13 protein-coding genes are annotated in these 14,950 nt (G+C 59.8%); 5 read left to right on the top strand and 8 right to left on the bottom strand.

Annotated features, from left to right (window positions below):
- Nucleotides 1–133 precede the first annotated feature (133 nt).
- The 3 genes from J3D54_RS15040 to J3D54_RS15030 all read right to left on the bottom strand — a co-directional run bounded on the left by J3D54_RS15040 (nt 134) and on the right by J3D54_RS15030 (nt 3,065).
- Nucleotides 134–1,480 (bottom strand): MFS transporter, encoded by a 1,347-nt coding sequence (locus J3D54_RS15040; RefSeq protein ID WP_253419489.1) that lies wholly within the window; start codon nt 1,478–1,480, stop codon nt 134–136.
- A gap of 294 nt (nt 1,481–1,774) precedes the next feature.
- Nucleotides 1,775–2,617, bottom strand: a complete 843-nt coding sequence (pcaR, locus tag J3D54_RS15035) for a pca regulon transcriptional regulator PcaR (RefSeq protein WP_253419487.1) — start codon at nt 2,615–2,617, stop codon at nt 1,775–1,777.
- A 250-nt stretch (nt 2,618–2,867) separates the two neighbouring features.
- Nucleotides 2,868–3,065, bottom strand: coding sequence for a hypothetical protein (locus J3D54_RS15030; protein ID WP_253419484.1), 198 nt, complete (start codon nt 3,063–3,065; stop codon nt 2,868–2,870).
- Nucleotides 3,066–3,275: 210 nt separating this feature from the next.
- Between J3D54_RS15030 and J3D54_RS15025 the strand changes: the two genes are divergently transcribed.
- Complete coding sequence (locus J3D54_RS15025) at nt 3,276–3,476, top strand: hypothetical protein (RefSeq protein ID WP_084321752.1); 201 nt, start codon at nt 3,276–3,278, stop codon at nt 3,474–3,476.
- A 378-nt stretch (nt 3,477–3,854) separates the two neighbouring features.
- Complete coding sequence (locus J3D54_RS15020; protein ID WP_253419481.1) at nt 3,855–5,330, top strand: inorganic phosphate transporter; 1,476 nt, start codon at nt 3,855–3,857, stop codon at nt 5,328–5,330.
- A 317-nt stretch (nt 5,331–5,647) separates the two neighbouring features.
- Here the strand turns inward: J3D54_RS15020 and ccoM are convergent, their stop codons facing one another.
- From ccoM to J3D54_RS15010, 3 genes are all read right to left on the bottom strand, one after another.
- A complete protein-coding gene (gene ccoM, locus J3D54_RS30330; protein ID WP_018926882.1) occupies nt 5,648–5,764 on the bottom strand; it encodes a cytochrome c oxidase subunit CcoM in 117 nt (38 codons plus the stop codon).
- Between the two features lie 144 nt (nt 5,765–5,908).
- Nucleotides 5,909–6,070 carry a hypothetical protein gene (locus tag J3D54_RS15015; protein ID WP_253419479.1) on the bottom strand — a complete coding sequence of 54 codons (162 nt, stop codon included), beginning with the start codon at nt 6,068–6,070 and terminating at the stop codon, nt 5,909–5,911.
- 104 nt (nt 6,071–6,174) lie between these two features.
- Nucleotides 6,175–6,516, bottom strand: coding sequence for an aspartate-semialdehyde dehydrogenase (locus J3D54_RS15010; RefSeq protein WP_105348394.1), 342 nt, complete (start codon nt 6,514–6,516; stop codon nt 6,175–6,177).
- A gap of 229 nt (nt 6,517–6,745) precedes the next feature.
- Here J3D54_RS15010 and rapA point away from each other — a divergent pair, with 229 nt between their 5' ends.
- Nucleotides 6,746–9,592, top strand: coding sequence for an RNA polymerase-associated protein RapA (rapA, locus tag J3D54_RS15005; protein WP_253419476.1), 2,847 nt, complete (start codon nt 6,746–6,748; stop codon nt 9,590–9,592).
- 114 nt (nt 9,593–9,706) lie between these two features.
- Here rapA and J3D54_RS15000 read toward each other — a convergent pair whose 3' ends face one another.
- Nucleotides 9,707–11,056 carry an MFS transporter gene (locus J3D54_RS15000; RefSeq protein WP_253419473.1) on the bottom strand — a complete coding sequence of 450 codons (1,350 nt, stop codon included), beginning with the start codon at nt 11,054–11,056 and terminating at the stop codon, nt 9,707–9,709.
- Nucleotides 11,057–11,337: 281 nt separating this feature from the next.
- Between J3D54_RS15000 and J3D54_RS14995 the strand changes: the two genes are divergently transcribed.
- Together J3D54_RS14995 and J3D54_RS14990 are read left to right on the top strand one after the other, a co-directional pair.
- On the top strand, nt 11,338–11,703 hold the full coding sequence (locus J3D54_RS14995; protein ID WP_253419471.1) for a YkgJ family cysteine cluster protein: 366 nt from the start codon (nt 11,338–11,340) through the stop codon (nt 11,701–11,703).
- Between the two features lie 149 nt (nt 11,704–11,852).
- Nucleotides 11,853–14,135: a bifunctional diguanylate cyclase/phosphodiesterase gene (locus J3D54_RS14990; protein ID WP_253426627.1), complete on the top strand. Its 2,283-nt coding sequence runs from the start codon at nt 11,853–11,855 to the stop codon at nt 14,133–14,135.
- On the opposite strand, the gene J3D54_RS14985 is transcribed toward J3D54_RS14990, so the two are convergent.
- The gene (locus J3D54_RS14985; protein ID WP_253419469.1) at nt 14,026–14,922 is read right to left on the bottom strand and encodes an NAD(P)-dependent oxidoreductase; all 897 of its coding nucleotides are present in this window, start codon (nt 14,920–14,922) and stop codon (nt 14,026–14,028) included. The genes J3D54_RS14990 and J3D54_RS14985 overlap by 110 nt on opposite strands.
- Nucleotides 14,923–14,950 lie beyond the last annotated feature (28 nt).

Here is a 14,950-nt window from a genome sequence, read left to right as displayed (position 1 = left end):
TAAGCCTCTGGAAAAACCCAAACAATCCGATAATCGACTGAGTGTTCGTTTATCGAACAGATTGTTACCTCGCTATCGTTCTCTTTCAGATCGTTCCCACGCTCTGCGTGGGAACGATCACTCTCAAACCGGATCAGGTCGCATCCGCATGGCTGACCACGCCCTTGATCACCACCGCCGTGGTCGCCAACGCGGCCGGAATCACCAGCGCCGTCAGTACCTGCTCGAAGTTCCAGCCCAGGCCCAGCAACGTTGCGCCCATCCACGCCCCGAGGATCGCGCCGAAGCGGCCAATCCCGAGCATCCACGACACACCGGTCGCCCGCCCTTGAGTCGGGTAAAACCGCGCCGCCAGCGACGGCATCGCCGATTGCGCGCCGTTGACACACATCCCGGCCACCAGCACCAAGGCTGCCAGCACGGCGATGTTGCCCAGGCTCTGCCCTACCGCGTAGGCAAACACCCCGGCCAATAGGTAGAAAGTGCCGATGACCTTGTGCGGATTGAACCGGTCCATCGCCCAACCCACGCCCACTGCGCTTAACACCCCACCAAACTGGAACAGCGCACCAATGAATGCGGCCTGCTCCATACTCGCGCCGCTGTCACGCATCAGCGTCGGCAACCAACTGGTCAGCAGATAAACAATCACCAGGCCCATGAAGTACGTCAGCCACAGCAACAACGTGCCGGTGCTGTACGTGCCGGAGAAGATCACCGCGAACACATTGCGTGCCTTCACGGTTTTCTGTTCAGGCACGCTGAAGCTCGAAGCCTGAGCCACCGCCGCCGGGTCGATCGGCGCCAGAGCCTTGCGCACTTTGTCGGTACCGCGATTGCGCACCACCAGATAGCGCGCCGACTCGGGCAACCACAACAGCAATACGACGGCGAGCATCAGCGGCAGAATCCCGCCGATCATCAACAGGCTGTGCCAGCCGAAGGCCGGGATCAGTTTGGCCGAGATGAACCCGCCACCGGCCATACCGAGGTTGAAGCCACAGAACATGCTGGTCACCAGCAGGGATTTCTTGCGTTCCGGGGTGTATTCGGACAGCAGCGTGGTCGCGTTCGGCATGCCGGCACCCAGGCCCAGGCCGGTGAGGAAACGCAACACCAGCAGTTGATCGACGTTGCTGCTGTAAGCCGACGCCAGGCTGAAGGCACCGAACAACAGCACCGCCCCCACCAGTACGACTTTTCGCCCGAAGCGGTCAGCCAACGGCCCGGAACCCAAGGCGCCAAAGACCATGCCGATCAATGCCGCACTCATCACCGGGCCGAGGCTGGCGCGATCGATGCCCCAGTCCTGGGACAGTGCCGGCGCGATAAACCCCATGGCCGCGGTGTCGAGGCCATCGAGGAAGACGATCAGGAAACACAGGATCACCACCCGCCATTGGTAGCGCGAAATGGGTTGAGCGTTGATGAAGGACTGCACGTCGAGGCAGTTTCCTACAGCAGACTGAGGCTGGTTCATTATTTTTATTCCACGCAAAGAACGCAGTCGAACAACTGCCAGCCGAGGCTGACGCTGTCACAAGCAAAGAAGGTCGGGATCAGGCGATCCGGTTTCGGCAGCTAAGCCGGCGGGAACAGCGACAGCGGGGAAACGTGTGCATGACGATGCCTCTTCTCATTATTATTGGGTCGTCGTCCAGCAACTGGCTCTGGCTGAGGGCCAGCAGCGCCGGATGACGCTGCCGCGACATTAATGATCCGAGGGAAACAGCGTCAATTCGATAAACGCGACTCTGTGCGTTTATCGAACAGCTTAGGCGAACAGTTGCGCGCTCAGGTCTCGACTGGCGCTTAGTAGACCAGGCAAGAAACGCTGTTCCAGCTCGCTGCGGCTGACCCGGCCGGCGTGGGTGCTGACGTTCAGCGCCGCCACTACCTGGCCAGAAGCGTCGTACACCGGAACGGCAATCGAGCGCAGGCCCTGCTCCAGCTCCTGATCGACGATGCACCAGCCTTGTCGCCGCACCTCTTGCAGGCATTCGAGCAAGGCTTCGGGGGTATGCAGGGTGCGACTGGTCTTGGCTTGCAGCTCTGCATGGTCGAGGTATTCGCGCAGCGACGTGTCGTCCAGCGCGGCAAGAAGAATCCGGCCCATGGAGGTGCAATAGGCCGGCAGGCGCCCACCCACCGAGAGATCGACGGAAATCAGCCGTTGGGTGGTCGCGGAGCGCGCGATGTACAAAATGTCATCGCCCTCCAGCGTGGCCATGTTGCAGGCCTCGTGCAGTTGCTCGCTCATGCGGTCCAGATACGGCTGGGCAGACACTGCCAGCGGGGTCGACGACAGATAGGCATGGCCCAGGGTCAAGACTTTGGGCAGCAGCGAATAGGTGCGCCCGTCGGTGGTGGCGTAGCCGAGCTTGATCAGCGTATGCAGGCAACGTCGCACAGCGGCGCGGGGAATTTCCGTGCGATGGCTGATCTGTGCAATGGTCAGGTGCCGCTTGCGCTCCTGGAACGCTTGCACCACCGCCAGGCCACGGGCCAGGGAGGTCATGAAATCCGGGTCACCGGTCAGGGCCTGGATTCGCTTGGCGGGCGAGGCGACGATCGGCGGTGCCACTGAAGCGAAGGAATTGCGCATTTGATCGTTCATATCAGGTTTTTTCCCCCACGGATCAGCGACTATTACAAGCAGCCCCGGTCTGACACACAAGCCACCGGCTGCCAGGATTGGGCGATTATCGAACCACAGGCCGATAATCGCAATCATGGACGTACATTCAGCCATCCTGCTTTCACTCGCACCACAATACGCTTGTTATTTTCGGTCACTGGCTTAAAGGAGGACGATGTAATAATTTGTCCTGCCTAATGGCGTCAGAAAGTCATCACCGCAACTGGCATCAGCCCATCGTAGTTACCGGCAAGTTGCGAGTAACAAAACAATCACATGAGGAACTACTTTTAACTGCCAAGAGATAGTGTTCTTCGGATCGACCGCTATAATGCATCTCAGAGGCGACCGGTTTTTTTGTGCCGATTCCGCCCGCCGGCAGCGCGATATCCATCGCCGCTGTCCGCAGCAAGCGCTTGACGCTCATTTAATATGTTCCGCCAACGCGCTCGCTGAAACAGGAGACTGATGCTGCGTCAGCTGTTTTTCTCTGGTGCCGTGGCCGCCTGCAACATTGAAGTATTGATTGCGCCGTGGGAGCGATGTCGTATCAGGCATTGTCCTTTCGACGAGCATGGTCAATAGATCGATGCAGCGCGTTTCACCAGAATTAATCTCAACTCAATCAGGTAGCACTGTGACGAAAGAAGAACTGCGCGCGGAACTTGAGCGCCAGGAACAACGTTACAAGGAAGTTTACGGCGGGGAAGTCACCACCTACGCCGCTCAGCCCGAACCCGAACGCAAACCTTGGCGTAAACGCGCCACCGTTCAGGATCAGGCCTTCACCCAGGAATTGCAGAAGATGGAAAAGGAACTCAAAGCCGAAGAGCCATGACCGCCTCGGTTTGAATCCTTTCAAGAGCCTGCGTCTGCACCCGTTAAAAGCGGGTTGTATCGATGATGCTTTTCGCGCCCGCTACAAGCGGGCGGCGGTCCCCCTTATCCGCCAGATGAGGAAAATGGCTCCTGTCCGACCTGCTTCTCAGATATTTCACACAAGTGTTCAAGCCTCTCGTCCCGACGAGAGAAACCCTTGTGGCTGCTGCCTTTCCAAGCAAATTCAATGGCTTGGAAAACCCTGAAAAAACTCGGGATTCAGGGGATTGCTACAAATAAATTCGTTGAAGAATGTTACCGATGAGCAGCAAGTGCATCGATTAGCAGTCTTTTCTGGCATAATCGCGCCCCCTTACGACCGGGTCAGAAAACCTTCATGATCGATTTATTCAGCGGACTGGATGCTTGGGTGCTTGTGAGCCTCTTGCTCGCCCTGGCCTTTGTCCTCGCCTTCGAGTTCATCAACGGCTTTCATGACACCGCAAACGCGGTGGCCACTGTTATCTACACCAAAGCCATGCCGCCTCATCTGGCGGTGTTCTTTTCCGGTGTGTTCAACTTCCTCGGCGTACTGCTGGGCGGTGTGGGGGTGGCGTATGCCATCGTCCATCTGCTGCCGGTAGAACTGTTGATCAATGTGAACACCGGTCACGGGCTGGCCATGGTGTTCTCGTTACTCGCCGCCGCCATCACCTGGAACCTGGGCACCTGGTACTTCGGTATCCCGGCCTCCAGCTCCCATACGCTGATCGGTTCGATCCTCGGTGTCGGCCTGGCCAACGCCCTGATCAACGACATTCCGTTGGCCGACGGCGTCAACTGGCAGAAAGCGATCGACATCGGCGCGTCCCTGGTGTTCTCGCCGATGGCCGGCTTCCTTGTTGCCGCCCTGGTGCTGATCGGCCTTAAATGGTGGCGTCCGCTGTCCAAGATGCACAAGACACCGGAACAGCGCCGCAAGATCGACGACAAGAAACACCCGCCGTTCTGGAACCGTCTGGTTCTGGTGATTTCGGCCATGGCTGTGAGCTTCGTGCACGGTTCGAACGATGGCCAGAAAGGTATCGGCCTGATCATGCTGGTGCTGATCGGTATCGTGCCGGCGCAGTTCGTACTTGACCTGGGCAGCACTACCTACCAGATCGAACGGACGCGCGATGCAACCCTGCACCTGAGCCAGTTCTACAAGCGCAATTCCGATACGCTGGGTGAATTCCTGGCCCTGGGCAAAAGCGTGGAAGGTGATCTGCCGGAGAAATTCCGTTGCAACCCGCAACAGACCGAACCGACCATCGCCGCCCTGCTCGACACCCTCAAGGGTGTAGCCGACTACCATTCGCTGCCAGCAGAAAGCCGCATCGAAGTGCGTCGTTACCTGCTCTGCCTGGACGACACGGCGAAGAAAGTCAGCAAGCTGCCTGGCCTCGCTGCCCGTGAAAAGGCTGACCTGGACAAACTGCGCAAGGACCTGACCACCACCACTGAATACGCCCCGTTCTGGGTGATTCTAGCGGTCGCACTGGCCCTCGGCCTGGGTACCATGGTCGGCTGGAAACGCGTGGTACTGACCATCGGCGAGAAAATCGGCAAGCAAGGCATGACCTATGCCCAAGGCATGTCGGCGCAGATCACCACCGCGAGCATGATCGGCCTGGCCAACATCTTCAGCCTGCCCGTCTCCACCACCCACGTCCTGTCCTCAGGCGTAGCCGGCACCATGGTCGCGAACAAAAGCGGCCTGCAAGGTGGCACCGTCAGAACCATCCTGCTGGCCTGGGTCCTGACCCTACCAGCCACCGTGGCCCTGTCGGCCGGCCTGTTCTGGCTGGCCTCCAAGGCACTGGGTAGCTGATACACCGCTACTGAAAAAGGCGCGTTCCGTGAGGTTCGCGCCTTTTTTATTGCTGCTGTCCCGTGTCCCGTCCTGAATAAGGTTTACACCTGTTTCAGGACTAGACACATTGTCTAATGTTCAGCGCAGATCCCTGTGGGAGCGGGCTTGCCCGCGATGACGGCGACAGATCCGACATTGATGTAACAGATATACCGCTATCGCGGGCAAGCCCGCTCCCACAGAAGTTCAGTGTGCATCCGAGAGAAATTCGCACAAAAAAAAAGGGCGACCGAAGTCGCCCAAAATGCCTTGCGTGCTCATTGCTCCAGAAAGACCTACGGTTTTCTCCGTTTATGTGAATCCTTCCAGATAAAAAATCCAAACCCTGCAAAAAACAGAACCATGAGGCCGACTGTCAGCACTCCGGCGATCACCACGTTATCGAAAAACATGACTGGCCTCCTGGACTTGCCCTGTTGCGATGGGGCTAAGTTAACCAATCGGGCAGGAGAGAAAATTGACCGGGATCAATGCCGCCCGAGACTGGGCGTAAAGGAAGGGAAATAACTGACCTGCATCAATCGATGCAGGGTGTATCAACGCTTTTTCGGTTTGTTCTTCTGCTTTTTCTTCGTTTTACCCAACGGCATGGCCTGCTCAAATGCCTGGCGCACTTCGTTCAGGCGCTTTTCATTAAGGTCATGAACCCGTTTGGCACGTTCAGAGTTGAGGTCGATCAGCTTGTCATCTTGGCTCATGGCGTTCAGTGCATCGCTTGGAAATGAATTCAGCTGCCGGCTAAAGGCGACAGGATTGCGCCAATAATGCGGTCTGGCGCGGGCGCTGACCAGTATCCGACACTTCAGATCTCGATATCGACCCACAATCCCTGACGTGGCTGATTCTCCATCAATGGCGCCACCGGCACGGTATTGTCGGCATTGAGTTCGTTGCCGGGGATCGCCAGATGCTCTTCTGGATCTTCATCGGCTTCACGACGACGCCGCTCCCGTTCCTGCTGCCGGCGCTGTTCCTCGCGCAGCTGCAGGCCCGCCTCTTCCGGGTCGCGCTTTTGCAGGTCGATGGTGCTTTCATTGGAGCTTTCCTGCACCGGCACCACGGGCGGAATATCCGGGCGCTGGCGGATCGGATCCTGTTGTGAAGTGATCGGCACGGCGCTCAAGGGGAGCATCGGTGGCAGCATATTATTAGTCTCCTGTCAGCAGGCTGTCGGCTGCGGGGATGGCGACTTGAGCCATCGGTCGAAAACTTATGACCCGCTTGGTACGATCTTCCATCGGACAACGCAGAACTCAAGCGTTCCCCAAGATTAAAAGATCGCAGCCATCAGCAGCCTCTACACACGTAAACCTTTGGTCTGGAGCCTGATTCCGTTAAGATAGCCCGCTTTTTCAAGGTGGGAGTCAGGCAGCATGGCGCAGCAGTATCAACCGGGGCAACGCTGGATCAGTGACAGCGAAGCCGAGCTGGGTTTAGGCACCGTTCTGGCACAGGACGGCCGCTTGTTGACCGTGCTCTACCCGGCCACTGGCGAGACTCGCCAGTACGCGCTACGGAATGCGCCCCTCACCCGCGTGCGATTTTCGCCGGGTGACTCGATCACTCACTTCGAGGGCTGGAAACTGACCGTCCAGGAAGTCGATGACGTCGACGGCTTGCTGGTTTACCACGGCCTCAACGCGCAGAACGAAGTGGTTACCCTGCCGGAAACCCAACTGTCGAACTTCATTCAGTTCCGACTGGCCAGCGACCGCTTGTTCGCCGGGCAAATCGACCCATTGGCCTGGTTCTCCCTGCGCTACAACACCCTGGAACACACAAGCCGCCAGTTGCAGTCATCGCTCTGGGGCCTGGGCGGCGTGCGGGCGCAACCGATCGCGCACCAGCTGCACATTGCCCGTGAAGTCGCCGACCGCATTGCGCCGAGGGTTCTGCTGGCCGACGAAGTGGGCCTGGGCAAGACCATCGAGGCCGGTCTGGTGATCCATCGCCAACTGCTCTCGGGGCGCGCCAACCGTGTGTTGATCCTGGTACCGGAAAACCTCCAGCACCAATGGCTGGTGGAGATGCGCCGCCGCTTCAACCTGCAAGTTGCGCTGTTCGACGAAGAACGCTTCATCGAAAGCGATGCCGCCAACCCGTTCGAAGACACCCAGCTCGCCCTGGTGGCGCTCGAATGGCTGGTGGAAGACGAGAAAGCCCAGGACGCGCTGTTCGCCGCCGGCTGGGATTTGCTGGTGGTCGACGAAGCGCACCACCTGGTGTGGCACGAAGATCAGGTCAGCCCTGAATACTCCCTGGTGGAGCAACTGGCTGAAGTCATTCCCGGCGTATTACTGCTGACCGCTACCCCGGAACAACTGGGCCAGGACAGCCACTTCGCCCGTCTGCGCCTGCTCGACCCGAACCGTTTCCATGACCTGCACGCCTTCCGCGCCGAGAGCGAAAACTATCGCCCCGTGGCCGAAGCCGTTCAGGAGCTGCTGGACAAGGGGCGCCTGTCGCCTGAAGCACACAAGACCATTCACGGCTTCCTCGGTAATGAAGGCGAAGCGCTGCTGGCCGCCGTCAATGATGGCGATACCGAAGCCAGCGCCCGTCTGGTGCGCGAACTGCTGGACCGCCATGGCACTGGCCGCGTGCTGTTCCGTAATACTCGTGCCGCCGTGCAGGGTTTCCCGGAGCGCAAACTGCACCCGTATCCGCTGCCGTGCCCGGCCGAATACCTCGAACTGCCGTTGGGCGATCACGCCGAGCTGTACCCGGAAGTCAGCTTCCAGGCCCAGCCGGACGCCAACGAAGAAGAACGCTGGTGGAAATTCGACCCGCGCGTCGAGTGGCTGATCGACACCCTGAAAATGCTCAAGCGCACCAAAGTGCTGGTGATCTGCGCCCACGCCGAAACCGCCATGGACCTGGAAGACGCCCTGCGCGTACGTTCCGGCATTCCGGCCACGGTCTTCCACGAAGGCATGAACATCCTTGAGCGTGACCGCGCCGCCGCCTACTTCGCCGACGAAGAATTCGGCGCCCAGGTGCTGATCTGCTCGGAAATCGGCAGTGAAGGTCGCAACTTCCAGTTCTCGCACCATCTGGTGCTGTTCGATCTGCCGTCGCACCCGGACCTGCTGGAGCAGCGCATCGGTCGTCTCGACCGGATCGGCCAGAAGCACGTCATCGAACTGCACGTGCCGTACCTGGAAACCAGCCCGCAAGAGCGGCTGTTCCAGTGGTACCACGAAGCGCTGAACGCGTTCCTCAACACCTGCCCGACCGGCAACGCCTTGCAGCATCAGTTCGGCCCGCGCCTGCTGCCGCTGCTGGAAGAAGCCGACGATGGCGAGTGGCAAGCGCTGATCGACGAGGCCCGCGCCGAGCGTGAGCGCCTGGAAGACGAGCTGCACACCGGGCGCGACCGCTTGCTGGAACTCAACTCCGGCGGAGCAGGCGAAGGTGATGCACTGGTCGAAGCGATCCTCGAACAGGACGATCAGTTCGCCCTGCCGATCTACATGGAGACCCTGTTCGACGCTTTCGGCATCGACAGCGAAGACCATTCGGAAAACGCGCTGATCCTCAAGCCCAGCGAAAAAATGCTCGACGCCAGCTTCCCGCTGGGCGACGACGAAGGCGTGACCATCACCTACGATCGTAACCAGGCGCTGTCTCGTGAAGACATGCAGTTCATCACCTGGGAACACCCGATGGTTCAGGGCGGTATGGACCTGGTGCTGTCCGGCTCGATGGGCAACACCGCCGTGGCGCTGATCAAGAACAAGGCGCTGAAACCGGGCACCGTGTTGCTGGAACTGCTCTACGTCAGCGAAGTGGTGGCGCCGCGTTCGCTGCAACTGGGCCGCTACCTGCCGCCGGCGGCCCTGCGCTGCCTGCTCGACGCCAATGGCAATGACCTGTCGGCCCGGGTGTCGTTCGAAACCCTGAACGATCAACTGGAAAGCGTGCCCCGCGCCAGCGCCAACAAGTTCATCCAGGCCCAGCGCGACCAGCTGACGCCACGGATCAACGCCGGCGAAGAGAAGATCACCCCGCGTCACGCCGAACGCGTGGCCGAGGCGCAACGTCGCCTGGCAGCCGATACCGACGAAGAACTGGCGCGCCTGACCGCCTTGCAAGCGGTCAACCCGACCGTGCGCGACAGCGAACTGGTTGCACTGCGCAAGCAACGCGAGCAAGGCCTGGCCATGCTCGACAAAGCCGCGCTGCGACTGGAAGCGATTCGGGTGTTGGTGGCGGGTTAATCCCCTCTGCTCCACTGCTAAAAAAAAGGCCCGCAGCGATGCGGGCCTTTTTTTGTCTGCTTGGTTGTTGTGGTGTTCTTGAGGGCCTCATCGCGGGCTTGCCCGCGATGGCGATCAGGCAGTCACCGCAGAACCCGCAGGCTCAACCACCGCCACCAACCCTTCCTTCATCCGCTTGGCATCTCTGACAAAACACCGCGACGCCAAAAACAGAAACACCATGGTGAAAAACAGCGCCACAGGAATCAGGTACATCGCGTCATGCAGACCGACAGCCTTGAACGCCTCGGTCATCTGTTCGGCGCCCGCCGAGAGCATCGCGCTATGGGCGAAATGATCGGACAGACCGCCCACCACCACCGGCCCCAAACCACCGCCCAACAGATACAACCCGGCAAAGAACAACGCCATCGCCGTCGCCCGTAGGCGCGGTTCGACCACGTCCTGAATCGCCGTGTACACACAGGTATAGAAGTTGTAGGCGAACAACCAACCCAGGCTGAACACCGCGACAAACACCCCGATTTCGATTCGCCCGGCATGCAGCGCCCAAGCCGTGCACAACGTCGAAATGACCAGACTGAATGCGGCGAACAGCAGTCGCCCGTTGGCCACCCGCTGGTGAATCTTGTCGGCGATCCAGCCGCCGAGCGTCAGGCCGAACAACCCGGTCACCCCGACGATCACCCCGGTCGCCACCGCCGCATCCTGCAACGGCATCAGGAAATAGCGCTGCAGCATCGGCACCAGAAACGAGTTACAGGCATACGTCGCGAAGTTGAAGCACAGCCCCGCCATCACCAGCCGCAGGAAAGTCGGCACCGCCAGCACTCGACGGATCGGCCGGTCCACGCGCTCCTGCGAAACCTGCACGCTTTCCGCGGCGCCACGTTTCGGCTCTTTGATGAAGAACATGAACACCGCGAGGATCAACCCTGGCACCGCCGCAATGAAGAACGGCGCACGCCAGCTGTCGAACGCCTTGACCATCGCGCCAATCGTGAAAAAGGCCAGCAGCAGGCCCAACGGCAATCCGAGCATGAAAATGCCCATGGCCCGTGCCCGACGGTGCGCGGGGAACAGGTCGCCGATCAGCGAGTTGGCAGCCGGCGCGTAACTGGCTTCACCGATACCGATGCCCATGCGCACGATCAGAAAACTCCAGAAACTGCCCACCAATCCGTTGACCGCGGTCAGCCCGCTCCATGCCGCCAGGCCCCAGCCCATCAGTTTGCTGCGCGAGCCGGTATCGGCCAATCGCCCCAGAGGCAGGCCGGCAATGGCGTAAACGATGGTGAATGCGGTCCCGATGATCCCCAGCTGAAAGTCGCTGAGGTGCCATTCCATGCGGATCGGCTCGATGATGATGGCCGGGATGGTGCGGTCAAAGAAGTTGAACAGGTTGGCCAGGAACAACAGGAACAGAATGCGCCAGGCATTCGCCGCTTGGGTCGTGCTCTGCATGGGGTCCGTCTCTTTTTATTGTTGTTGGGGCTTTCACTGTCCCCGGAACCTCCAATCTAGTCAGGCCCCTCAGAGCTGTCTGTCATTATTTGTAAGGCTGATATCAGCTCATGGCGCCACGCACAACCTGTGGGATGAGTGCTGCCAGGGAGCCAGGTATTTCACCCTCAGTCGGAGGATAGAAAAATACCTCTGCGCCCCCCTTCCCAATGCCATGGCGAAGCCTAGAATAGCGACCTTGTCTGCCCACCCTGTCCCCATCCCTCCTTTGATCATTGCCCATGTCCGAAGCCAGTCCGTGTCTGAATTGCGGTGCCTGCTGTTCTCATTTCCGCGTGTCTTTTTTCTGGGGTGAATGCACCTCGGCCGGGGGAACGGTGCCTGACGAACTTGTCACGTCCATCAGCCCCAGCCGGGTGGCCATGCTGGGCACAGACTGCAAACCCGTTCGCTGTGTCGGTCTGGTGGGAGAAGTGGGCACCACAGTGCAGTGCTCGATTTATGATCAGCGCTCCAGCACCTGTCGGGAGTTCGACGCCTCTTGGGCCAATGGCGAGGCGAACGTGGATTGCGATGCGGCACGGGCCGCGTTCGGGCTGCCCCCCCTGCAACCTGAATTCGAAACGCCTTTTGAGCAGATCGTCTAAGGCTCGGCAGCGACCGCAATCAAGCCCATTCGAAAAATATTCGACATCAATGTGCTATCACCCCTTGCGCTCTGTGTAAGCCCTCTATACTGCCAGCATTCGCCAGCGCGCATGACGCAGGCCAGGATGACTCACAGATGGGACATGCTATGGAGTGGCTTGGTTTGCATTTCATGACCGAGCTACCGGAAAGCGGGCAGGTCATCCTCAATTGCACCCATAACCCGTTTCTGGTGTTGCTGGCCTATCTGGTCGCCTGCACGGCCGGTTTCGCTACGCTGGACATGACCGAGCGGGTGGGTCATGTGGAAAAATCCGCCTCTCAACGACTCTGGCGCTGGATCGGCGCCGGGTGTCTGGCGGGCGGTATCTGGTCCATGCATTTCATCAGCATGCTGGCCTTCCAGGCGCCGATCGAGATCCATTACCACCTGCCCACCACCCTGATCTCGCTGTTGTTCGCCCTGACCGCCTCGTGGCTGGCCATGTACACCCTCAGCCATCCCCAGCTGAATTTCTGGCAATACCTGCGGGCCGCGGTGTGGATCGGCCTGGGCATCGCGACCATGCACTACGTCGGCATGGCCGCGCTGCGATCGAATGCGCAGGTCTATTACCAACCCGTCCTGTTCGTGCTCTCCGTCGTGATCGCTATCGGGGCCAGCCTGGCTGCCCTATTGATTTCCAGTCACTTGCGCGATGACACCGGTGCGTATCATCTGCTGCTCAAATACACCGCCAGTCTGGTGCTCGGGGCCGGCATTGTCAGCATGCACTTCACCGGCATGGCATCGCTCAACCTGATGCTGCCCGATGACAGCCTTCAACCGCTGCCCGACGACAATAATCACCTGCAACTGGGGCTGACGGTGGCGGTGATGGCGCTGCTGATCATCGGCAGCAGCATCAGTGCCGCACTGGCGGACAAGAAGCTGCAACACAAGGAGTCCGACCTGCAGCGGGTCAACGCCCTGCTCGGTCAACTGGACCAGGCACGCATGTCGCTGCAACAGGTGGCGCACTACGACCCCTTGACCAACCTGATCAATCGCCGGGGTTTCAACCAGCTCTTCGCCGAGAGACTCATCGAGAAAACCAACGAAGGCGGCATGCTGGCGGTGATGTTCCTGGACATCGACCACTTCAAGCGAATCAACGACAGCCTCGGCCATGACGCCGGCGACGAATTGCTCAAAGTCCTGGCCAGCCACATCAAAGCCTCGGTCCGCAGCCACGAAGACGTGGTGGCGCGTTTTGGTGGCGACGAATTCTGCATCCTCATCAGCCTCTACGACCGTGAAGAGGCGCGGCAAATGGCCCAGCGCATCATGCTGAAAATGAAGGAACCCATCGAGTTGTCCGGACGGCGCATGGTCATGACCACCAGCATCGGCATCAGCCTGTTTCCGGAAGACGGCAAAACCTGCGAAGAACTGCTGAAAAACGCCGATCTGGCGCTGTACCAATCCAAAGATTGCGGTCGTAACGCCCTGCACTTTTTCAGCTCAAACCTGAAAACCCGCGCCACACTGGAGTTGCAACTCGAAGAAGAACTGCGTCACGCACTGCGCGAAAACATCGGGTTGATGCTGTATTACCAACCGATCCATGACCTGAGAATCGGCCGAGTCACCAAACTTGAAGCGCTGGTCCGTTGGCAACACCCGGTTCACGGATTGCTGACACCGGATCGGTTCATCGCCATCGCCGAGGCCAACGGCCTGATCGCCGATCTGGACAACTGGGTGCTGCGCAAGGCCTGCGAGGACTTGGGCGAACTGTCCCGCCACAATTGCGAAGACCTCAAAATCGCGGTGAATTGTTCGCCCCTGAACCTGGCGCGAGAAGAGCTGGCCAATGAAATCGAACACGCCCTGCACCTCTTCGGGGTGGCACCACACCGGCTGGAACTGGAAGTGACCGAGAATGCGCTGATGGGCAATATCGCCAACACCCTGGTATTGCTGCGGCAGATTCGCGCCCTTGGCGTTTCGTTGTCGATCGACGACTTCGGCACCGGCTATTCATCCCTGGCCTACCTCAGGCGCCTGCCATTAAACACGCTGAAGATCGACCGCTCGTTCATTCAGGACATCCCCAAGGCCACCCAGGACATGGAAATCGTCCAGGCCATTATCGTCATGGCCCACACCCTGCATTTGCAGGTCGTCACCGAAGGCGTCGAAACCTTCGAGCAATACGATTTTCTCGAACGCCACGGCTGCGATTTCGTTCAGGGCTACTTGCTGAGCCGTCCGGTGCCACTGGTTGAGTTGCGCCCGGTGCTGGCCGAAATCAACCAGCGCAAGCACATGCACACCATCAATTCGTTGAGTCTGGCTCACGGTATAGCTGCACTAACGTCGACGGATCCTTTTCCAGAAACCCCTGCCCCCCATGGAGGCGCATCAGTTGTGCGGCCAATCCGCTGATCGGCGTGGCCGAACCCTGCTCGCGGGAAAACTTCACGGCGGTATCAAGATCCTTGAGCAGCGTGCGTACGTGCCATTTCACCGGTTCGAAACGGCTTTCGGCCATTTGCGGCGCGAGAACCTGCAACGGTTTTGAATCGGCGAAACCACCGGCCAGCGCCTCGGCAATCAACCGGGCATCGACCCCGGAGCGCTCGGCCAGAGCCACCACTTCAGCGATGACCAAGGCATTGCAGGCGACGATCATCTGATTGCAGGCCTTGGTCACCTGCCCCGCGCCGACCGGGCCCATGTGGGTCACGCGCTGGCCAAGGGTCAGCAACACCGAGCGCACGCGCGCAAGGTCTGCCGCCTCGCCACCGACCATGATCGCCAGGCTGCCGGCTTCGGCACCGACCACCCCGCCGGACACCGGCGCATCGAGCCAACCCATCCCGGTTTTATTGGCCAGTGCTGTGGCCATTTCCCGCGTTGCGGTGGGCTCCAGGCTGGAAAAATCCACCAGCAACTGGCCGCTTTTCGCCCCCTCGGCAACGCCTGCCGCGCCAAACACCACCTCACGTACCACCGCGGTATCGGCCAGGCACAACATCACCACATCGGCGTGCTGACACAGCTCGGCCGGTGTCGCCACTTGCCGTGCGCCGGCCTCGACCAGCGCTGCGCACTTGGCCGGGTGGCGGTTCCACACCGTCAGCGGACAACCGGCCGCCAACAGACGTCGGCACATCGGCAACCCCATCAGGCCGATTCCGGCGAACCCCAGCGCAGGCAACGTTGCCATCATTTAGCCTCCCGTTGATTAAAGATCGTCG

This window comes from Pseudomonas sp. GGS8 (assembly GCF_024168645.1).
Taxonomy (GTDB): domain Bacteria; phylum Pseudomonadota; class Gammaproteobacteria; order Pseudomonadales; family Pseudomonadaceae; genus Aquipseudomonas.
This window is presented reverse-complemented; position numbering and strand designations above follow the sequence as displayed.